Origin of the sequence: Rhodobacter capsulatus, assembly GCF_003254295.1 — a bacterium.
In the GTDB taxonomy this organism is placed as follows: domain Bacteria; phylum Pseudomonadota; class Alphaproteobacteria; order Rhodobacterales; family Rhodobacteraceae; genus Rhodobacter; species Rhodobacter capsulatus.
The window spans coordinates 24,772-45,168 of record NZ_QKZO01000012.1; the positions used below are offsets into that span (position 1 = coordinate 24,772).

Annotated in this window: 18 protein-coding genes; 10 read left to right on the forward strand and 8 right to left on the reverse strand. The window is 66.5% G+C overall.

Annotation, left to right across the window (positions count from 1 at the left end; translation table 11 throughout):
• Positions 1 to 157: 157 nt before the first annotated feature.
• From LY44_RS18045 to ugpC, 6 genes are all read left to right on the forward strand, one after another.
• The gene (locus LY44_RS18045; RefSeq protein WP_055213121.1) at positions 158 to 1,426 is read left to right on the forward strand and encodes a sensor histidine kinase; all 1,269 of its coding nucleotides are present in this window, start codon (positions 158 to 160) and stop codon (positions 1,424 to 1,426) included.
• Entirely contained in the window at positions 1,419 to 1,988 is a 570-nt protein-coding gene (locus tag LY44_RS15390) for a response regulator transcription factor (RefSeq protein WP_055213120.1), read from the forward strand. The genes LY44_RS18045 and LY44_RS15390 overlap by 8 nt, the downstream gene beginning before the upstream one ends.
• 190 nt (positions 1,989 to 2,178) lie before the next feature.
• Entirely contained in the window at positions 2,179 to 3,474 is a 1,296-nt protein-coding gene (locus LY44_RS15395; RefSeq protein ID WP_055213119.1) for an extracellular solute-binding protein, read from the forward strand.
• Between the two features lie 64 nt (positions 3,475 to 3,538).
• Entirely contained in the window at positions 3,539 to 4,453 is a 915-nt protein-coding gene (locus tag LY44_RS15400; RefSeq protein ID WP_055213117.1) for a carbohydrate ABC transporter permease, read from the forward strand.
• A gap of 3 nt (positions 4,454 to 4,456) precedes the next feature.
• A complete protein-coding gene (locus tag LY44_RS15405; RefSeq protein WP_055213116.1) occupies positions 4,457 to 5,299 on the forward strand; it encodes an ABC transporter permease subunit in 843 nt (280 codons plus the stop codon).
• Positions 5,299 to 6,396 carry a sn-glycerol-3-phosphate ABC transporter ATP-binding protein UgpC gene (ugpC, locus tag LY44_RS15410; RefSeq protein ID WP_055213168.1) on the forward strand — a complete coding sequence of 366 codons (1,098 nt, stop codon included), beginning with the start codon at positions 5,299 to 5,301 and terminating at the stop codon, positions 6,394 to 6,396. The genes LY44_RS15405 and ugpC overlap by 1 nt, the downstream gene beginning before the upstream one ends.
• Positions 6,397 to 6,417: 21 nt before the next feature.
• Here the strand turns inward: ugpC and LY44_RS15415 are convergent, their stop codons facing one another.
• The 4 genes from LY44_RS15415 to LY44_RS15430 all read right to left on the reverse strand — a co-directional run bounded on the left by LY44_RS15415 (position 6,418) and on the right by LY44_RS15430 (position 10,203).
• Positions 6,418 to 8,196, reverse strand: a complete 1,779-nt coding sequence (locus LY44_RS15415; RefSeq protein WP_055213115.1) for an EAL domain-containing protein — start codon at positions 8,194 to 8,196, stop codon at positions 6,418 to 6,420.
• Positions 8,197 to 8,271: 75 nt separating this feature from the next.
• Positions 8,272 to 9,192, reverse strand: coding sequence for a CehA/McbA family metallohydrolase (locus LY44_RS15420; protein ID WP_055213113.1), 921 nt, complete (start codon positions 9,190 to 9,192; stop codon positions 8,272 to 8,274).
• A gap of 115 nt (positions 9,193 to 9,307) precedes the next feature.
• A complete protein-coding gene (locus LY44_RS15425) occupies positions 9,308 to 9,553 on the reverse strand; it encodes a hypothetical protein (protein WP_055213112.1) in 246 nt (81 codons plus the stop codon).
• 206 nt (positions 9,554 to 9,759) lie between these two features.
• Complete coding sequence (locus tag LY44_RS15430; RefSeq protein WP_055213110.1) at positions 9,760 to 10,203, reverse strand: hypothetical protein; 444 nt, start codon at positions 10,201 to 10,203, stop codon at positions 9,760 to 9,762.
• Positions 10,204 to 10,418: 215 nt separating this feature from the next.
• Here LY44_RS15430 and phnX point away from each other — a divergent pair, with 215 nt between their 5' ends.
• Together phnX and LY44_RS15440 are read left to right on the forward strand one after the other, a co-directional pair.
• Positions 10,419 to 11,210 carry a phosphonoacetaldehyde hydrolase gene (gene phnX, locus LY44_RS15435; protein WP_055213108.1) on the forward strand — a complete coding sequence of 264 codons (792 nt, stop codon included), beginning with the start codon at positions 10,419 to 10,421 and terminating at the stop codon, positions 11,208 to 11,210.
• The gene (locus LY44_RS15440; protein WP_055213107.1) at positions 11,207 to 12,367 is read left to right on the forward strand and encodes a 2-aminoethylphosphonate--pyruvate transaminase; all 1,161 of its coding nucleotides are present in this window, start codon (positions 11,207 to 11,209) and stop codon (positions 12,365 to 12,367) included. The genes phnX and LY44_RS15440 overlap by 4 nt, the downstream gene beginning before the upstream one ends.
• Positions 12,368 to 12,630: 263 nt before the next feature.
• Here the strand turns inward: LY44_RS15440 and LY44_RS15445 are convergent, their stop codons facing one another.
• On the reverse strand, positions 12,631 to 12,942 hold the full coding sequence (locus LY44_RS15445; protein WP_055213166.1) for an ETC complex I subunit: 312 nt from the start codon (positions 12,940 to 12,942) through the stop codon (positions 12,631 to 12,633).
• A 367-nt stretch (positions 12,943 to 13,309) separates the two neighbouring features.
• Between LY44_RS15445 and uvrB the strand changes: the two genes are divergently transcribed.
• A complete protein-coding gene (uvrB, locus tag LY44_RS15450; protein WP_055213105.1) occupies positions 13,310 to 15,493 on the forward strand; it encodes an excinuclease ABC subunit UvrB in 2,184 nt (727 codons plus the stop codon).
• Positions 15,494 to 15,502: 9 nt separating this feature from the next.
• On the opposite strand, the gene LY44_RS15455 is transcribed toward uvrB, so the two are convergent.
• Complete coding sequence (locus LY44_RS15455) at positions 15,503 to 16,807, reverse strand: UDP-glucose dehydrogenase family protein (protein ID WP_055213164.1); 1,305 nt, start codon at positions 16,805 to 16,807, stop codon at positions 15,503 to 15,505.
• Between the two features lie 314 nt (positions 16,808 to 17,121).
• On the opposite strand from LY44_RS15455, the gene LY44_RS15460 reads away from it, so the two are divergent.
• Complete coding sequence (locus LY44_RS15460) at positions 17,122 to 17,307, forward strand: hypothetical protein (RefSeq protein ID WP_013067107.1); 186 nt, start codon at positions 17,122 to 17,124, stop codon at positions 17,305 to 17,307.
• Positions 17,308 to 17,483: 176 nt separating this feature from the next.
• Here LY44_RS15460 and LY44_RS15465 read toward each other — a convergent pair whose 3' ends face one another.
• On the reverse strand, positions 17,484 to 18,173 hold the full coding sequence (locus LY44_RS15465; protein WP_160320019.1) for a YjbF family lipoprotein: 690 nt from the start codon (positions 18,171 to 18,173) through the stop codon (positions 17,484 to 17,486).
• Complete coding sequence (locus LY44_RS15470) at positions 18,170 to 20,365, reverse strand: YjbH domain-containing protein (RefSeq protein WP_223230680.1); 2,196 nt, start codon at positions 20,363 to 20,365, stop codon at positions 18,170 to 18,172. The genes LY44_RS15465 and LY44_RS15470 overlap by 4 nt, the downstream gene beginning before the upstream one ends.
• Positions 20,366 to 20,397: the final 32 nt, after the last annotated feature.

The following is a 20,397-nucleotide window of genomic DNA, read 5'->3' on the forward strand; positions in this document are numbered from 1 at the left end:
GCGCGGGACCGAAAGGCAGGCAGGGCCGCGGCCAAGAGGGCACATGACCCTGCGAGTTTTTTCACCGCCCCGACAAAAAGGCGCGACCCGGGCGGTTGCCCCGGTGCGGCGAAGCGGGCAAGGTGGCGCCCGTACCGCCCCTGCCCCGAACGGACCGATGCCGCCCGCCGAAGACCCCGAAACCGAGCGCCGCGCGCGGCGCGACACCGGCTTGCTCCTGGTGCAGATCCGCTGGATGGCGATCGGGGCGCAGATCATCGCGACGCTCTTTGCCGCCCGCGTTCTGGGCCTGCCGCTGCCGCTGGAGCGGATGGCGCTGATCATCGCCGGGCTGGTCGGCTTCAACCTGATCATCGCGGTGGCGCTGCGTCGCGACCGGCGTCCGCCCGATGCCGTGCTGGCGGCGCAGCTGGGCATCGACACGCTGTCGCTGGCGGCGCTGCTCGCGCTTTCGGGCGGGGCGGCCAATCCCTTCGTGGTGCTGCTGCTGGTGCCGGTGCTGCTGGCGCTGTCGCTTTGCACCCCGGCGGCGGCGCTGCCGATCTATCTGCTGGCGAACCTCTCGGTCTGGGCGCTGGTGACGCTGGTGCCCGCGCCCGCCGGCGGGCCGGGAACCGCGCTCGTGCCGGCCTTCGGACTGACCTCGACGCTGATGGCCTGGTTCGTGCTGCGCTTGCGACTGGCCGCGGCGGCGCGCGCGGAGGCGATCGAGGCCCTGCGCAAGGCCAAGGCCGAGGCCGATCAGCTGGCGGGGCTTGGCCTTTTGGCCTCGGGGATGGCGCATGAACTGGGCACGCCGCTGACCACGCTTGCGGTCACGCTGGACGACTGGGCCGAGGTCGGCCCGCCCGAAGGCCCGGCGGCGAAAGCCGAGCTGGAGCGGATGATCGCGCAGCTGCACCGCTGCCGGGCGATCGTCTCGCGCACCTTGCAGGCGGCGGGGCAGGAACGTCTGGAGGCCGCCGCCGCCGTGCCCGCCGAAACCGAGATCCGGCGCATCCTGGCGCTCTGGAGCGGCGCGCGGGGCCGGTCGCGGGTGCCGGTGGTGGCCAGCGCCAGCCTGCGCGGGGCGCGGATGCTCTCGGCCCCGGTGCTGGAGGCGGCGCTGATCAACCTGCTCGACAATGCCGAAAGCGCCGCCCCGGGCACCGTCGCGGCAGAGCTCTCGACCCGCGGGGCGCAGATGATCCTGCGCCTGACCGACCGCGGCCCGGGCTTTCCCGATTTCGTCCTGACCGGCCCGGCCGCGCCTTTCGTGACCGGATCGGGGGCACCGGGGCGCGGCCTCGGGCTGTTTCTGGCGCGCAATGCCATCGACCGTCTGGGCGGGCGGATGGAGCTGCGCAACACCGCCACCGGCGCCGAGGTGCGGATCGCCTTTCCGCTGCTCGCCCCCGCCATCAGCACCGAGACCCCGCATGACTGAGCCCCGCCGCCTGCTGATCGTCGAGGATGACCCGCATCTGGCCGAAACCCTCGCCAGCGCCTTCGCCCGGCGCGGCCATGCGGTGCACACCGCCCCGCGCGAGGACATGGCGATCACCCTTGCCCGCCGCCTGCGGCCAAGCCATGCCATCGTCGATCTGAAACTGGCCGAGGGCTCGGGGCTGGGCGTCGTCAAGGCCCTGGCCGCGCTTGATCCGCCGCCCGCGATCGTGGTGCTGACGGGCTTTGCCGCGGTGGCGACGGCGGTCGAGGCGATCAAGCTTGGCGCGACGCAATATCTGGCGAAACCCGCCACCGCCCGCGAGATCGAGGCCGCCTTTTCCCATCGCGCGGGCATGGCAATGCCGGAAATCGAGACGCCGCAGGTCGGCGTGAAGGCGCAGGAATGGGAGCTGATCCAGCGCACCCTGGCCGAGACCGGCTTCAACGTCTCGGAAACCGCCCGCCGCCTCGGCATGCACCGCCGCACCCTCGCCCGCAAGCTTGCCGCACGCAAGGCCGCGGGCGAAGATCCTGGCCGCATGATCGATTTCGAGGACTGATCCGCTTTCTTCCCGGCTCGACGACGCCGGGGGTCAGGGCGAAGCCCCCGGCGGGTTCTACCGCGCCTTTGGTCCGCAACACCCGCCGGGCCGCCCTCGGGCGGTGATTTTGCACAGCTGTAACGCGGCGGTTAACAAAGTGTCACCGGCGACAGGCAGGGTCCGCGCACCGCTGCAACCGGAGTGAGCCATGTTCAGAACCGCTTCTCTCGTCACCGTGCTGACCGCCCTTGGCGCGACCACGGCCCTTGCCCAGACCGACATCACCTGGTGGCACGGCATGGGCGGGCGCAATGGCGAAGTGATCAACGAAGTCGCGCAGAAATTCAACGAGGCGCAGACCGCCTGCCATCTGACGCCGCTCTCGAAGGGCACTTATGAAGAGGCGCTGGCCGCGGGCATCGCCGCCTTCCGCTCGGGCGAGCAGCCCGACATCCTGCAGGTCTTCGACGCGGGCGCCGCCACGATCATCGCCGCCAAGGGCGCGACCATCCCGGCCGAGGATCTGATCACCGGCGCGGGCAAGCCCTTTGACCGCAACGCTTTCATCCCGGGCGTGCGCAGCTTTTACGCCGATGCCTCGGGCAAGTTCATCGGCATGCCGTTCAACTCCTCGGCGCCGATCATGTATGTCAACACCGCGGCGCTGGCCAAGGCCGGTGTGAGCGCGCCGAAGACCTGGGAAGAGTTCGAAGCGATCGCGCCGAAGCTGAAAGCGGCGGGCTACATTCCGCTGACCGCCTCGCAGCTGACCTGGCAATTCGTCGAGAATTTCAAATCGCGCAACAACCAGCAATTCGCGACGAATGGCAACGGCTATGACGCGACCGAGGGGACCGAGATCATCGTCAATGATGCCAACACCGTGATGATGTTCGACAAGCTCAAGGCCTGGGCCGATGCGGGCTATTTCGGCTTTTACGGCGCGGGCTGGGCGGACAACCAGAAACCCTTCGAGGAAGGCAAGGCCGCGCTCTGGATCGGCTCTTCGGGCAGTTTCGGCGGCCTTGCGAAAACCGCCACCGCGCCGTTTTCCGCCGATTTCCTGCCCTATTGGCAAAGCCTGGGCGCGGGCAAGCAAAGTTTCATCGGCGGCGCGGCGCTGTTTGCGATGGCGGGCAAACCGGCGGAAAACACCGCCTGCACGGCCGAGTTCTTCAGCTTCCTGACCCAGCCCGAAGTGCAGAAATTCTACCATCAGGCGACGGGCTACGTGCCGATCACCACCGCCGCTTATGAGCTGGCGAAATCCGAGGGCTGGTATGAAAGCCACCCCGTGGCCGAGGTCGGCATCAAGCAGCTGATGCTGCCCGCGGGGGACTGGACCCGGGGCTACCGGATGGGCTTCTTCCCGCAGATCCGCACGATCGAGGAACGCGAGTTCAACCGCATCTTCTCGGGCGAGGTGACGCCGAAAGAGGCGCTGGCCACCGTCCAGACCGAGGCGAATGCGCTGTTGGCGAAATTCGCCAAGACCGCGAACTGATCTGTCGCGAGGACAGGGCCCCGGGGGGAACGCCCCGGGGTCTTTTCGCCATGAAAGCTGCCGCATGACCGCTTCCCCCCAGACTGCCGCGCCGCCCGCGAAACAGGCGCAGTTCGACCACCGCTGGACGCCGTGGGCTTTCGTGGCGCCGCAACTGCTGATCGTGGCGATCTTTTTCTACTGGCCCTCGGTGCAGGCGGTGACCTCGTCCTTTTACCTTGAAGATCCGTTCGGCTTTGGCGCCTCTTTCGTCGGGCTCGACAATTACCGCGAGGCGCTGGGGTCAGCGGAATACCGCCAGATCGCGGGCTTCACCGCGTTTTTCGCCGCCACCGTCACCGCGCTGGCGCTGGGGCTGGGGCTTTTGCTCGCCGTCAAGGCCGATGCGGTCTTGCGCGGCGCGGGCGCCTACAAGACGGCGCTGATCTCGGTCTATGCCATCGCGCCGCCGGTCGTCGGGCTGATCGGCATGATGATGTTCGACATGCATATCGGCCCCTTCACCCGCGCCGCCGCGCTGATCGGCTGGGATCTGAAGGTCGGCATCGATTACTGGGACACCGCCATCGCGCTGATCACCGTCGCGGTCTGGAAGCAGATCCCCTACAATTTCATCTTCTTCCTGTCGGGGCTGCAGGCGGTTCCGGCCGCGGTGCGCGAGGCGGCGCGGATCGACGCGACCTCACGCTGGCGGCAGTTTCGCGATGTCACGCTGCCGCTTCTGGCGCCGACCGCGTTCTTTTTGCTGGTGATCAACATCACCTATGCGCTGTTCGACACTTTCGGGATCATCGACGTGATGGTGAAGGACAAGCCCGCCAACAACCCGATCACGCTCGTCTACAAGGTCTATCTGGACGGCTTCAAGGGCAACGACATCGGCGGCTCCTCGGCGCAATCGGTGATCCTGATGGTGGTCGTCGCAACCCTCACCCTCGCGCAGTTCCGCCTGATCGAGCGGCGCGTGCATTACGGGTGATCCATGCGACGGTTCCGACCCCTTGACCATCTGATCCTGCTTCTGGGCGCGGCCTTTCTGCTGGCGCCGGTGCTGATGGCCTTTCTGTCCTCGACCCATGCGGCGGCGGACATCCACATGAACGGGCTTTACCTGACCCCCGGCACCGAGGGCCTGGCCACCTACAAAAAGGTGCTGACACAAAAGGGCGGCTTCACCGGCGAGGTGACCGGAGCAAGGATGGCGCTGAATTCGCTGATCCTTGGCCTTGGCTTTGCGCTTGGCAAGCTGATCGTCTCGATGCTGGCGGCCTACGGGCTGGTCTATTTCCGCTTCCGCTTTGCCACGCCGATCTTCTGGGGGATCTTCACCACGCTGCTGCTGCCGCTCGAAGTGCGGATCATGCCCTCTTATCAGGTGATGAGCCAGCTTGGCGCGCTCAATACCACTTGGGGGCTGATCGTGCCGCTTCTGGCTTCGGCCACCGGCACCTTCTACTTCCGGCAGTTCTTCAAATCCGTCCCCGATGAACTGCTGGAGGCCGCGCGGATCGACGGCGCCGGGCCGTGGCGGTTCTTTGCGGGCATCCTCGTGCCGCTCTCGCGGCCGATGATGGCGGCGATCTTCATCATCATGTTCGTTTACGGCTGGAACCAGTATCTCTGGCCGATGCTGATGACCACCGACGAGCGGTTCTTCACCCTGATGCGCGGGATCAAGACGATCCTGCAGGTCTGGGTCGGCAGCCAGATCCCCGATTACAACGAAGCCTTCGCCCTTGCGGTGCTGGCGATGCTGCCGCCTCTGGGGGTGGTGATCGTGTTCCAGCGCCTCTTCGTCAAGGGCCTGACCGAAAGCGACAAATGATGGCGGCACTTACCCTTGAAAGCCTGGGCAAGACCTATGCGGGCGGCACGACGGCGGTCAGCGACGTGTCGCTTGCCGTGGCGGATGGCGAATTCATCGTGCTGGTCGGCCCCTCGGGCTGCGGAAAATCGACGCTTTTGCGGATGGTGGCGGGGCTGGAGGAGATCAGCACCGGCACGGTGACCATCGGCGATCGCGTGGTGAACCGGCTGGAACCGGCCGAGCGCGACATCGCCATGGTGTTTCAGAACTACGCGCTTTATCCGCATATGACGGTGCGCGAAAACATGTCCTGGGGGCTGAGGAACCGCCGCATCCCCGCGGCCGAGATCGCCGCCCGGGTCGAGGAAGCGGCGCGGATGCTGGAGCTGCAGGCCCATCTCGACCGCAAGCCGCGCGCGCTTTCGGGCGGGCAGCGCCAGCGCGTCGCCATGGGCCGCGCCATCACGCGCCAGCCCGCGGCGTTCCTGTTCGACGAGCCGCTCTCGAACCTTGATGCGAAACTGCGCGTCACCATGCGCGGCGAAATCCGCAAGCTGCAAAAGCGCCTTGGCACCACCGCGCTTTATGTCACCCATGACCAGCTGGAGGCGATGACCTTGGCCGACCGGCTGGTGGTGCTCAACGGCGGCAAGATCGAGCAGGTCGGCCGCCCGCTTGAGGTCTATCACCGCCCGGCCTCGACCTTTGTCGCGGCCTTCATCGGCGCACCGGCGATGAACCTGATGGATGCGCGGATCGAGGCGGGGCGGCTCATGCTGGCGGGCGTCGATCTGGGCGCGGTGGACAGCGGCCCGCGCATGGTCACGCTGGGCATCCGGGCCGAGGATCTGCGGCTGCGCGCGGCGGGCGGGCTGCCCTTTCGCCTCGACGGGATCGAGGAGCTGGGCGCCACGCGGCTGGTGCATGGCTTCCTCGAGGATCAGCCGCTTTGCCTGTCCCTGCCCTCGGGGGCGGATCTGCCCGCGGGGCTGCATCTGGGCGCCGATCCGGCGGCCTGGCATCTGTTCGACACGCTGACCGGGAAGCGGCTGCCGTCGGCGTTGCATCCGGCCGCCCGGTCCCGGATCGCCGCCGGGGCTGATCCGCTGTCCTAAGCCCGGGACCGCCGGGGGGCGTCAGACACAGGCCTCCATCTGCAGGCTGGCCTTTTGCTGCCGCGCCAGCGATTTCAGCGCGGTCAGCCGGGTGGTCAGCGCCAGCGTCGTCTGCGGCCGATAGCCCGGTTCCAGCCGCAAGGCCGCGACGGTACAGGACAGCAGCGGGAACCGGGTCTGCGTGCCGTCACGCGCGCGCGCCTCGATGAAGCCCGCGGCGCGGTCTTCGGGGCTGTAAAGGCTCTCGGCCACATGGCGGAACCGCGCCCCGATCGTCTGCATGATCTTGTCCAGCGCGTCGCAGGCCGCGCCCTCGGCCCCCAGAAAGAAATCGTCGCCGCCGATATGGCCGACAAAGGCGGCGTGATCGCGTTCCAGCGATTTCAGGATCGAGGCCAGGATCAGGATCGCCCGATCCCCCATCTCGAAGCCGTATCGGTCGTTGAAGGCCTTGAAATGATCGATGTCGATATAGGCGACCAGTCGCGGCCCGGCGGTCTCGGTCAGACATCCCTCCAGAAACCCGGCAATCGCGTTGTTGCCCGGCAGCCGCGTCAGCGGATTTTGCGCCGCCGCCTGCTGCAGCCGGACCTCGTTGGCAAGCTTGAGCAGGCTGCCCGAGGACATGTAGCCCAGATAGCGCAGCGCCTTGGTGACGACGACGCCGTCCTCGGCATGATCAGCGATCAGTTCCAGCCGCTGCGCGATCGGCGTGCTGCTTTCCAGCGTCGGGATCGGCCGGACGAAATCGCCGATCGTCATGCCGATCGAGCGGTTGCGCGCCAGATCGCGCCCGAAGGGGGAATGCAGCAGCGGCTTGACGTCGCTTTCGCGGACCGCGCCGCGGGGCAGGCCGTCGCGATCCAGAACCGGATAGACGTTGCGGCCGGGATTGACCGTCAGCTGGTCGAACAGCACCGCAAGCGGCGTGTTTTCCTGCAGCGTCGGCACCTCCTCGATGAACTTCTCGATCATCAGGCTCTCGCCGCTTTCGGCGGCCGCGGCACCGGCATGCACCCGCTCGGCATAGCCCGTTGCAAGCTCGCTCGGATCGGTGGCCGGACGCGCGATCAGATAGCCCTGAATGAGATCGCAATTGGCTTCGCGGCAACAGATCAGCTGCTCGACCGTCTCGACCCCCTCGGCGATCACCCGGCTGCCCAGCGTATGCGCCAGATCGACGATCGAGCCGACCAGCAACCGCTTTTTCGCATCGCTCGGCATCGATTTGATGAAGAACTTGTCGATCTTGATAAAATCGGGCGCCGCCTGATAAAGCATCTGCATCCCCGAGACGCCGGTGCCGAAATCGTCGATGGCGATCTGGAGCCCGGCGGCGCGCAGACCGCGCACCGCCTCTTCGAAGGCCTCGGGCGCAAGCGGTTGATGTGCCTCGGAGAGTTCGATGCACAGATCCTGCGCAGACAGGCCAAGCTGCTCGCAGCGCAGTTCCAGAAAGGTGCGCAGGGCCCGCCAGTGCTGCAGATTGCGCCCGTCGAGATTGAGAAACAGAGCGCCGCCTTCGGCCTTCGGAAACCGCGCCCGCGCGGCAATCGCCTTCGCGATCACGCAGCAATCCACCTCGAACAGCCGCTTGCGCGCGGCGGCGCCATCAAGAAGCGCGCCCGGATCGGGAAAGCCCAGATCGTCGAAGCCGCGCATCAGCGCCTCATGCGCGACAACGACGCCGGTGTTTGCCTCGACGATCGGTTGCAGCGCAACCACCAGATGATGGTTCACATCCCTCAGAAACTGCTCGGAGTCGAAATTGTGCAGCCATATCGGCAGTTCGTCCCGCATCCCGTCTCTCTCGCAAGATTTCCCGACCGATAGCCGGTCCGGCTTAACGAGCCATGAACCCGGCCCCGTCACCGCTCAGCGCCAGAGCGGATTCGACCAGGCGCGACGTCCCGCCGCATCCACCACCGTCACCCGCAACCACGGCGAGGCCGCCAGCCGGGCATCAAGCAAGACCCGCGTGCGCGTCATCGCGCTGCCGTGCCGCGCCACCACGGCCGAGGCCTGCCCCTGCACGATCACGCTGACGACGGCGCCGCTCTCCACCTCGATCGCGGTGCCGTCAAAGCGGATCGCGCGCAGCTCGGGCCCCTGCGAGGCATAGAAATGCCCCGCCTTCAGCGCCGCCAGCAGCGCCTCGGGGGTGTTTTCGGGCGCCTTCACCATCACCCAGCCGCCGAAATGATCGGGTTCGGTGAAATGGGCGTCGTCGGTGGCGATCAGGTTCAGCCGGCGGCCCCCGGTCAGCAGCAGATCGGCGATTGCCGCGCCATCGCCGCGATCGGCGCCGGTGGCGCAGCCGTGGTTGTAGATCTCGATCGCATGGGCGGCGGTCAGGCTGCGGGCGTCCGACAGGCTCAGCCCCGACCAATGCGGATGCGCGATCGCGACGAAAGCCCCCGCCGCCACCGCCCGCGCGGCGATCTCGGGCCCGGTTTCCTGCCCCGCGACCGGGGTGAAATCGGGACTGAGAGAGGGCGCGAAATCGGCGGGCAGGCCGACCGCCAGAATGTGCCACAGCTCGCCGTTTTCAAGCGCGCCGGAATGCAGTTCGGCGCCGGGCAGCGTGGTGAAATCCGCGCTGCGAAACGGCGCGGTGTCGGTGATCGGATAGCCGTAGCAGCCGACGAAATGATCGGTCAGCGCCAGAAAGTCATAGCCCTCGGCGGCATAGCGGCGGCAGACCTCCGCGGGCGGCAGCGCCCCGTCGGAGCGGTCGGAATGGCAGTGCAGATTGCCGCGCCAGAATTTTCCGGGGGCGGTGAAGGTGTCGATCATGGTCCGGTTCCCTGGGCCTTGCGGCCCGCATGCTGTTGGCGACCGCGACGGCGCCGCGCCGCGAGGTCGGGCGCAAAATGCCACGCAACCCGGACAGAATCATGACGGTCCGGCGCTAGCGGCGGTGCAGGCATTCCCGTTGGTGACGGCGCAGCAGCTCGACCAGCCTGCGCGCCGAAATCCGGCCGTCGCGCTTGAGTTCGACGATCACGCATTCGGTCTCGTCCAGCGCCCCGGTCTCGTCCTTGAGCCGCACGAGCATGCCCACCGCATCCTCGCCGATCGCCCTGTTCATGTCGAGTTTCGCGATCCGCGCAAAGCGCGCGACAAGCTCGGCAACCGCGGGCCTTGGTTTCTTCATCTGCACCCCATCACCTGAACTGAACCGTTTCGCTCCCCCGCGAACGGAGCCTAAGGCGATGGCCAACATCCTGTCCAGAATGAGAATTTCAGATCATCTGCGACAGATTGCCCACCCGTCCAAAAGACAGGGCCGGGATCGAAAACGTGCCGATCCTTTCCGCAATCCCCCTGCGGATGCAAAATCGGCACGCATTTCGGGACCGCTCAGACGGCGGCGGCGGCTTTCCCGGCCCGCTTGCCCGGGCGCGCGGGCGCAGGCGCCGGGTCCGCGCTTGCCGGGGCCTGCGCCGCGGCGGCGGCAGGCGTCGTTTCGGGCGACACCGCCGCGACGGGCTCGGCCAGGGGCTGCGCAACCGCCCCGACCGCGGTTTCGCCGCCGGTTTCGCCGCCGGTTTCGACGGCGGCTTCGACAGCGGCCTCGACTGGCTGGGCCTTTTTCGCCTTGCGTTTCTTCGGCGCGGCGCCACTGTCCGTTCCGGCCCCGACCTCGGCGGATTTCGCCGCGACGAAGGCGCGCATGAAGCGGCGCAGCTCGCGCCCGGCGCTGGTGTCAAGCGCTGCGCACAAGCCAAGGAAGGCGGCCTTCTCCGCCTTCTCGACCCGGATCACCAATTGGCTTTCCTTTTTCTTTTCCTTGGTCTTGCCCATCGCGGCCTCCTCAAATGCAACGACAATGTATCGACACCCGCAGCCGCCGCAACGGGATTAATGTAACGTTTTCATGACACTTGGATGACGCACACATGACGCCCGCATGACAGCCCGGGGCTGGCCTGCGCGCATGCGCCGCGCCCTTCCGTCATCTGGCTGCAACAAAGCGATGTCCCCCTTGGCCTGACAACGGCGAAGCGAACGGAGACAGGATGAGCAAGATCAAGGCAGTCGTCTTCGACTGGGCCGGAACGATGGTCGATTTCGGCTCTTTGGCGCCGATGGGGGCTTTCGTTCAGGCCTTCGCCGAATTCGGGGTCGCCATCAGCGTCACCGATGCGCGCAAGCCGATGGGGCTGCGCAAATGCGACCATATCGCCGCGATGCTGGCCGAGCCGCATATCGCCGCGCGCTGGCAGGAGGCGCAGGGCGCGGCCCCCGACGCGGCGGCGGTGCAGCGGCTGCACGATGTCTTCGTGCCGATGACTGCGGCGGTGGCGGCCCGGCACGCGACGCTGGTGCCCGGGGCGCTGGAGACGGTCGACTGGCTGCGCGGTCGCGGCATCAAGATCGGCTCCACCACCGGCTACACCCGCGCGATCATGGAGCAGGTCAGCCCGGTGGCCGCAGCGCAGGGCTATGTGCCCGACACGCTGGTCTGCGCCGATGACCTGCCCGAGGGGCGGCCGGGCCCGCTGATGATGTACAAGTGCTTCACCGATCTGGCGGTGCATCCGCCACGCATGGTGATCAAGGTGGATGACACCGAGCCCGGCATCGCCGAGGGGGTGGCGGCGGGCTGCATCACCGTCGCGGTGACGCTTTCGGGCAATCATGCCGGGCTGACGGCGCGGGAGATGGCGGCCCTTTCCGAAGCGCGGCGCAACGAGATCCGGCGCCGCGCAAGGGCGGCGCTGAAGGCCGCGGGCGCCATGCATGTGATTGATACCGTGGCCGATCTGCCCTCGCTGATCCAGACCTTCGAAACCCGAGAGAGCGCATGAAAGACATTCCCCCCGTCGAGCCGATCCTGCTGACCCCCGGCCCGCTGACCACCTCGCGCGCCGTCCGGGCGGCGATGCTGCGGGACTGGGGCAGCTGGGATGACGATTTCCGCGCCATGACGCGGCAGCTGCGCGCCGATCTGGTGGCCCTGCTGGGCGCGGGCCGCGAGGCATATGACTGCGTGCCGATGCAGGGCTCGGGCAGCTATCTGGTCGAGGCGATGCTGGGCAGTTTCGTGCCCTGGCATGGCAAGGTTCTGGTGCTGGCCAATGGCGCCTACGGGCAGCGGGCGGCGCGGACGCTTGACGTGATCGGCCTGCCCTTCACGCTGATCGACATGGGCGATTTCCTGCCGCCGCGGGGCGAGGACGTCGCCGCCGCGCTGGCCGCCGACCCCGAGATCACCCATGTTCTGGCGATCCATTGCGAGACCTCCTCGGGCATCCTCAACCCGCTGGCCGAGATTGCTGCGGCGACAGCGGCGGCGGGGCGCAAGCTTCTGATCGACAGCATGTCGGCCTTTGGGGCGATCGCGATCGACCCCGCGTGGCTGCCGTTCGAGGCGCTGGTGTCTTCGGCCAACAAATGCCTGGAGGGGGTGCCGGGCTTCGGTTTCGTGCTGGCGCGGCGCCGGGCGCTGGCCGAATGCGCGGGCAACAGCCCCTCGCTTTCGCTGGATGTGCACGCGCAATGGCTCAGTTTCGAGACAACCGGGCAATGGCGATTCACGCCGCCCACCCATGTCGTCGCGGCCTGTCTTGAGGCGCTGGCCGAACACGCGGCCGAGGGCGGCGTGGCGGCCCGCGGCGCGCGTTATGCGGCCAATCGCGACCGGTTGGTGGCGGGGATGCGGCGCCTTGGCTTCGAGACGCTGCTGCCCGAGGCCTGGATGTCGCCGATCATCGTCACCTTCCTGTCGCCCGCCGATCCGGCCTTTGATTTCGCGCGCTTTTATGCGGCGATGAAGGCGCGCGGCTTCCTGATCTATCCGGGCAAGCTGACCCTGGTCGAGAGCTTCCGCATCGGTTGCATCGGCCAGATCGACCCCGAGATGATGAGCCGCGTCGTCGTGGCGGTCGAGGAATCGCTGCAGCAGCTGGGGGTGCGCTCGGTCGCCCCCGCGCCCGCGGCGCTGGCGCAGCGGATGCCGGGCTGATCAGCGCCGCGGGCGCGTCCGGAAACGGGATGTGGCGGCGGCGGCGCATCTCGGCCCCGGTCCCGCCCGCGCCCCCCGGTCGCGACTGCCGAGCCGGATCAGCCCGACGCGCATCGCGCTGTCGATCGCCGCCGCGCCGGGCCCGCCCAAGCATCCGCCATACGCGCGCAAAATATGCAAAGGGCGCCCATCAGGCGCCCAATATGTAGATCTCGCTGAAAACTCGCGCCCATAGGGTGAGAACGCGAGTCTTTTCTGCACCCTCAATGCGTCCAGTTCGCCCGCCGGTTCGTCGCGAAATTCTCGCCGTAGCCCATCGGACGGATGTTGACCTTGCGCTTGTGACCCTCGGTCACCGTGTAGTCCAGACCCCGCGCCTTGGCGAAAGCCTCCGCCGCCGCGCGACTGTCGAACTTCAGGCGCACCTGCGCCTGGGTGTCGTCCGTGCCCGTCCAGCCCATCAGCGGGTCCAGATTGCGGGCATCGGCCTGCAGGAAATCAAGATACCAGAGCTTCGTTTTCGCCTGACCGGATTGCATGGCGTTGCGGGCCGGTTGGTAGATGCGTGCGCGCATGGGATCCCCCTTTGTCTTGCCCCAGTCATAGGCCGATCCGCGGAAAAATTCAAGCTCTGCATACAATGGTGTGCAGAAGGCGACGCGGCGTTGACTGATCCGGCAGGGGTTTGGAAAATGCGGGAAGGGGTGCTACCGGCCGGGCTTGGGGAGCGAGGGGTGGGGGTGGTGCCCCGGCCGGTAGCCAATCGCTGCTTGCCTGAACAATATGCGAACACGCGCGATCAAAAGCAAGCGCTAAATATCCATAAGGTCATGTTTTGCATCGAAAAAATACGTCCTCACCTTAACCTTCGCTTAACATCTGCAGCAATCCCTTGAAAGAGAACGAAAAGGGACCGACATTGGGGCGGATCAAGGAGGCCCCATGCCCCACAACAACACCGACCGCCCGACCCCGCGCCCCGAGGTTCTGACCCGTCCGAAGCTCGAAGGCGGCAAGCGATTCGTGATGAAATCGGATTTCTCGCCCGCGGGCGATCAGCCGACGGCGATTGCGGAGATCTCGAAAGCCGTGCTGGCGGGCGAGCGCGATCAGGTGCTTCTGGGCGCCACCGGCACCGGCAAGACCTATACGATGGCCAAGGTGATCGAGGCGACGCAGCGCCCGGCCATCATCTTGGCCCCCAACAAGACCCTGGCCGCGCAATTATACGGCGAATTCAAGGGCTTCTTCCCCGACAACTCGGTCGAATATTTCGTGTCCTACTACGATTACTACCAGCCCGAGGCCTATGTCGCCCGCACCGACACCTATATCGAGAAGGAATCGATGATCAACGAACAGATCGACCGGATGCGCCACTCGGCCACCCGGGCGCTTCTGGAACGCGATGACGTGATCATCGTCGCCTCGGTCAGCTGCATCTATGGTATCGGCTCGGTCGAGACCTATTCGGCGATGACCCAGGATCTGACTGTGGGCAGCCTGTATGACCAGCGCAAGTTCCTGGCCGATCTGGTGGCGCAGCAATACAAACGCCTCGATGCCGCCTTTCAGCGCGGATCGTTCCGGGTCAAGGGCGACACGATCGATCTCTGGCCCGCCCACCTTGAGGACCGCGGCTGGCGGTTTTCCTTTTTCGGCGAGGAGCTGGAGGCGATCACCGAATTCGACCCGCTCACCGGCGCCAAGACCGACAGTTTCCAGCAGATCCGCATCTATGCGAACAGCCACTATGTGACCCCCCGCCCGACCCTGCAGCAGGCGACGAAATCGATCCGGACGGAACTGGCCTTGCGGCTCAAGCAGCTCCATGACGAGGGCAAGCTGCTTGAGGCGCAACGGCTGGAGCAGCGCACCAATTTCGATCTGGAAATGCTCGAGGCGACCGGGGTCTGCAACGGCATCGAGAATTATTCGCGCTATCTGACCGGCCGCGCCCCGGGCGAGCCGCCGCCGACGCTGTTCGAATTCATCCCCGACACCGCCATCGTCTTTGCCGACGAATCGCATGTGACCGTGCCGCAGATCGGCGGCATGTATCGCGGCGACTACCGGCGCAAGTTCACCTTGGCCGAACACGGCTTCCGGCTGCCCTCCTGCATGGACAACCGGCCGCTGAAATTCGAGGAATGGGATGCGATGCGGCCGCAATCGGTCTTCGTCTCGGCCACGCCCGCGCCCTGGGAGCTGGAACAGACCGGCGGCGTCTTCACCGAACAGGTGATCCGGCCGACGGGGCTTTTGGATCCGGAGGTCGAAATCCGCCCGGTCGAGACGCAAGTCGATGATCTGCTGGATGAAATCCGCAAGGTAGCGGCGCGCGGCCTGCGCGTTCTGGTGACCACGCTGACCAAGCGCATGGCCGAGGATCTGACCGAATATCTGCACGAACAGGGCATCCGGGTGCGCTACATGCATTCCGACATCGACACGATCGAGCGGATCGAGATCCTGCGTGATCTGCGGCTGGGCGCCTTTGACGTGCTGATCGGCATCAACCTTCTGCGCGAGGGGCTCGACATTCCCGAATGCGGGCTCGTTGCCATTCTCGATGCCGACAAGGAGGGGTTCCTGCGCTCGGAAACCTCGCTGATCCAGACCATCGGCCGGGCGGCGCGGAACGCCGACGGGCGGGTGATCATGTATGCCGACCGGATCACCGGCTCGATGAGCCGCGCCTTGAACGAGACCAACCGGCGGCGTGAAAAGCAGATCGCCTACAACCTCGAACACGGGATCACGCCGCAGACCGTGCGCAAGAATGTCGATGATGTTCTGGCCGGGCTGTGGGCTGGCGACACCGACATGTCGCGCGTCACCGCCAAGGTGGAGGGGCCGGCTGTCGGTTCGAACCTGGCGGCACATCTGGAGGCTTTGCGCACGAAGATGCGCAAGGCGGCCGAGAATCTTGAGTTCGAGGAGGCGGCCCGGCTGCGCGACGAGGTGAAACGGCTCGAGGCGGTCGAGCTTGCGGTCTCGGATGATCCGCTGGCGCGGCAATCGGCGGTCGAGGAGGCGGTCGAGGCCGCGACCCAGGCCAAGGGCCGCTCCACCGCCGGGCGGCCGGGGCAGCGCGGCGGGGTGAAGCGGCCGAAGAAGCGCTAGCCCCCTGCCCTAGCGGCCGACGCTGACATAGCCCTCGAAGCCCGCCTTTTTCGCGTCCTTGGCGGAATAGATGTTGCGCAGATCGGCCATCCGCGGCGTGGTCATCTTCTTCGCCAGTTTCTTCAGATCAAGGGCGCGGAATTCGTTCCACTCGGTCAGCAGCACCAGGCAATCGGCCTTCTGCGCCGCCTTGTAGGCATCCTCCATCCAATGCACACCGGGCAGCATCTGCTGCGCCTCGCGCAGGCCCTGCGGATCGACGGCGCGCACCTTGGCCCCCGCCCCGATCAGCGCGGGCACGATGGTCAGGGACGGCGCGTCGCGCATGTCATCGGTATTGGGTTTGAAGGTCACCCCAAGCACCGTAATGGTCTTGCCATTCACCGAGCCGTCGCAAAGATCGACGATCTTGTCGATCATCCGCCGCTTCACCTCGTCATTGACCTTGATCACCGTCTCGGTGATCTGCATCGGCACGGCGTGATCCTGCCCCATCCGCGCCAGCGCCTGGGTGTCCTTGGGGAAGCACGAGCCGCCATAGCCCGGCCCGGCATGCAGGAACTTGTTGCCGATCCGGCCATCGAGCCCCATGCCGCGCGCCACTTCTTTGACATCGGCGCCGACCTTTTCACACAGCCGCGCGATCTCGTTGATGAAGGTGATCTTCGTCGCCAGGAAGGCGTTGGCGGCGTATTTGATCATCTCGGCGGTTTCCAGATCGGTGTAAAGCACCGGGAATTCGCGCAGGAAGAGTGGCCGGTAGACCTCGCCCATCACCTCTTTCGCCCGCTCCGAGGAGACGCCCACCACCACCCGGTCGGGGCGCATGAAATCGTCGATCGCCGCGCCCTCGCGCAGGAACTCGGGGTTCGAGGCGACGTCGAATTCCGCCTCCGGCCGGGCCTTGCGGATCACCTGTTTCACCGCGCGGTTGGTGCCGACAGGCACGGTCGATTTCGTCACCACGACGGCATAGCCGGTCAGCGCGGCGGCGATTTCCTCGGCCGCGGCCATCACATAGCGCAGATCGGCATGGCCGTCGCCGCGCCGCGTCGGCGTGCCCACCGCGATGAAGACCGCCTCCGCGCCATCGACCGCCGCCGCCAGATCGCCGGTGAAGGACAGCCGCCCCGCCGCGACGTTCTTGGCCATCAGCGCCTCCAGGCCGGGCTCGTAAATCGGCACCTCGCCCTGCAGCAAACGCTCGATCTTCGCCGGATCCTTGTCGACGCAGACCACGTCATGGCCGAAATCGGAAAAGCAGACCCCGGACACCAAACCGACATACCCGGTGCCGATCATCGCAATCTTCATCGCAAGCCCTTTCGTCGTGACCCGGCAAAATTCGATGCCCCGCAGCGCGAAGTCAATCCGCCCCTTGTCACGCCGCGGCGAAAGTTTGCAACTGGCCGCAAAACGGCGCCTTTTTGCACCCTTTGCAGAACGCTGCAGGCGCGATGCCGCCGCGCAGCATCCAATCGCCCGCAACAGGGTGCGAAAGTGCAACACTTTGGGGGACCCATATGGAACCGGTCAAGAATTCCCCTTTGCATTTAGCGGCTCATATGCTCTTCTCGCGATGATGCTGCCGGGCTTGGCGGCTCTCTACAGCAATGACGGAGATTGACATGAAAAAGATCGCTACCATCGCCCTGGCCCTCGGCCTCTCGGCTTCCACCGCTTTCGCTGGCGGCTACACCGCTCCGGTCGTCGAATCGACCCCGGTCGTCGCCGGCACCTCGTCGTCGAACGCCGGCATCCTGATCCCGGCCCTGCTGCTCGTCGGCGTGGCCGTGGCCGCTTCGTCGAACTGAGTTCGACGATCAGGCTCGCCTGATACGGCCGGGAAGCGCAAGCTTCCCGGCCTTCTTCTTGCGCCGGACAAACCGCGCAGGCCCGTCCCGGCGCGGCAGGCAGATCAGATGAGACAGACCAGATCAGAAAGGGGCGCCCCGCGGAGCGCCCCTTTCTGATGTCGATCGCCAGAGTGTCAGTTGCGCAGGGACTGCAGGGTCAGATAGCCCAGCCGCGGCCCGATCCATTGCCGCGAGGACAGCACCACCCCCGCCCCCGAGACGATATAGCTGTTGTCGAACTTGAAACCGTAGCCCTCGCAATGCACGGCCACCGGCGTCCCCTCGAAGCGCATCCCGGCGAAATCATAGCCGGTGGGCGCGGCAGTGCCGGTCCGGCACGCAAGCGGCAACGGCCGCTCTTTGCCCAGCCCGTCCAGATAACGCAGCTCGATCTTCAGCTCGGTCGTGCGCCGCCCCTGCACCACACCGATCAGCGGACCGATATCCGACGACATCAGATCGTTGCCGAAGCCGCGGGTGCCCGCCAGCACGCCGCCGCGGGTGATCACCCCCTGCCCCGAGGGCGAGAGCCAGGTCCGCATGCCGTTGTTCTCGCCGCGCAGCCCGAAGACCGAGGTGGATTTCGTCGCCTCGAGCGAGACCAGCATCACCGGCCCCGGATTGGCCGCCAGCGCCTCGCGCGCGATCTGCTGCGGATCGGGGGCGGCGCCTTTCGCTCCGCGATGGACCAGACCGCGCAGCAGCGCCTTCACCTCGGCCGTCGCCTCGCGCCCGGTTTCCAGCCGGGTCTGATCCGTACCGCAAGCCGCAAGCCCGGCGACGAGCGCCAGCGCGGCCATGACGGCCCGACGCCTGTTCGTCATCGCCAGAATCTCCCCCATTCGTTGTAAAGCGAGCCGGTCTGCGCGCCGTGGACGGTGTCGAACAGCCGCCCGTCGATATCCAGCCGCGCGCCGCCATCGCGTTGCAGCGGACGGATCGTCGTCTTCAGCGTGTTGACCGAGGGCTTGCCGGTGCTCCAGGCGACCGGAATGGTCAGGCGGATGCCCTTGTCGAACGAGCCCTCGCCATATTCCTCCGAGGACATGTCGGTGATCGTCGCAAAGGCGCCGACCTTCCAGCCGTTCTCGAATTCGCGGTCCAGCTCGATCGTGCCGCCCCAGTCCTGCGCCAGATAGCGGCCGACATGCAGTTCGCCGACATAGCCGCGGCCGAAATCGTAATAGGCCGAGACATGGCCGGTGGCGGTGTCATAGTCCTGAAAGCCGAAATGCTGGTCGAAGTCGCGCTGCTTCACCCAGTTCGCCTCGAGCCCCAGCGCCAGACGGCTGTCGACGGGTTTCCACAGCATCTCGCCGGAAACGCCGCCATACATCCGTTCCAGATAGCCCACCGTCACCCGCGAGAAGACATTGGGCATCGGCTGGCCGTAATGGCTGACGGTCAGATATTGCAGCGCCAGATCGCCCTCGCGCTGATACTCGACCAGATCCGAGCGCACATGCTGCACCTCCGAATCCGAGACCCGGGTGGAATTGTCGAGGTTGCCCGCGACCTTCTGCCGGACAAGGCCCGACATCACGAACCCCGGCGCCAGTTCGAATTTCGCCGAAAGCTGGGCGCCGAAATCGGCCCGCAGCGGATTGTCGGGATCGAAGATCGAGGCCTCGGCATAGGGCATCAGCCCCCAGCGAAAGCGCGGGTAAAGATCGGCGGTGCGCACCTGCGCCGGATCATGCGCGTCAGCCGCGGTGATCGTGGTCGAGGGCAGGATATCAAGCGCGCGGGTGTTTTCCAGCCGCTCCAGATCGCGGCGATGGAAGGTGACCGAGGAAATCGCCAGACCGCGTTCGACCGAGGTGATGGTGATGGTTTCGACCGAGGGCGGCAGGGCGCGGGTGGCGGTGCGGGCGGCATGGCCGATCGCCTGCGGCTGCGCGCCATAGGTCATGTTGCGGATGCGCAGCTCGGCCCTTGTCGCGGAAAGCGACATCGATTCAAGCACCTGCCCGTCCTTTTCCAGCGCCTGCGCCAGCGCGCCCTGAATTGCGGGCTGCGCGGTCGGGTCCTGGCTCCAGGCGCCCGACCAGCCCAACCGGTCGGCGGACACCGGCGGGCGCGGCTGCACCGGCAGGGGCGCGCGCTCGATGCCGGAGGCGAAGGGCGGCTCCTGCGGGTTGATCGCGCGGGTGATCTGGAAGCCGAACTTGTCGCCATGCATGTAGAAGAACTGCATGTGGGTGAAGGCGCCAAGCTGGTAATCGGCGCCGATATTGACCGAGCTGCGCCGCTCCCAGTCGCCATTGGGCGGGCTGTCGGCGGTTTCCTTTTCATAGGCGTCCGAGGAATATTCCGCCTTCAGCGTCAGCCGGTCGGTCATCGCCCAGGACAGGCCGAAGAAGGGCGCGACATCGCCGCGGAACCAGTTCTTGCCGTTGAACTGCCCGCCGGTCGAGCCGTAGTCATACTCGGGCCGCGTTCCCATCGAGGCGATCGAGCCATGCGAGCCAAGCCGCCCCCAGCCCAGACCGCCCGAGACCCGCAGCCGGTCGCCAAAGCTTTTCGTGGCCACGATATATTCCGAGGAATAGACCCCGGTGCCGACGAAATCGTTCATCCCCACCGCGACGGCGGGACGATAGCGCCCCTCCTCCAGCATCTGCCAGCGGATGTCGAAGGAGCGGTCGTAAAGCGCGGTATAGGCGCCGGTTTCCTTGTCGTCGTCGCCCTTGACCGGCATCAGCCCGGGCACGCGCGAATAGCGGAAGGCGCCGACCAGCGAGGGGGCGATCTGAAAGGTCAGCGTCGCGCGCGAGGTGCCGTCATCCAGCACCGTCAGACCGATGCCCAATTCGCCATCGGGGAACATCTCGGCCGAGGGCATGTCGAGCACGCCGGGCATCCCGAAGGTGTTGCGCGTCTTGCCGACCAGCGGATCGGCCTGCACGGGCGCCGCCCCCAGGGCCGCGGCAAGGACGACAAGGCTTGTGGCCGACAACCAGCGGCCAAGGCCGGATTTTCCCGGTTGCGTCATGGGCGCAATCGCAGTCTGCACGAGGATCTCCCAAATCTTTTCCCCGTTATACC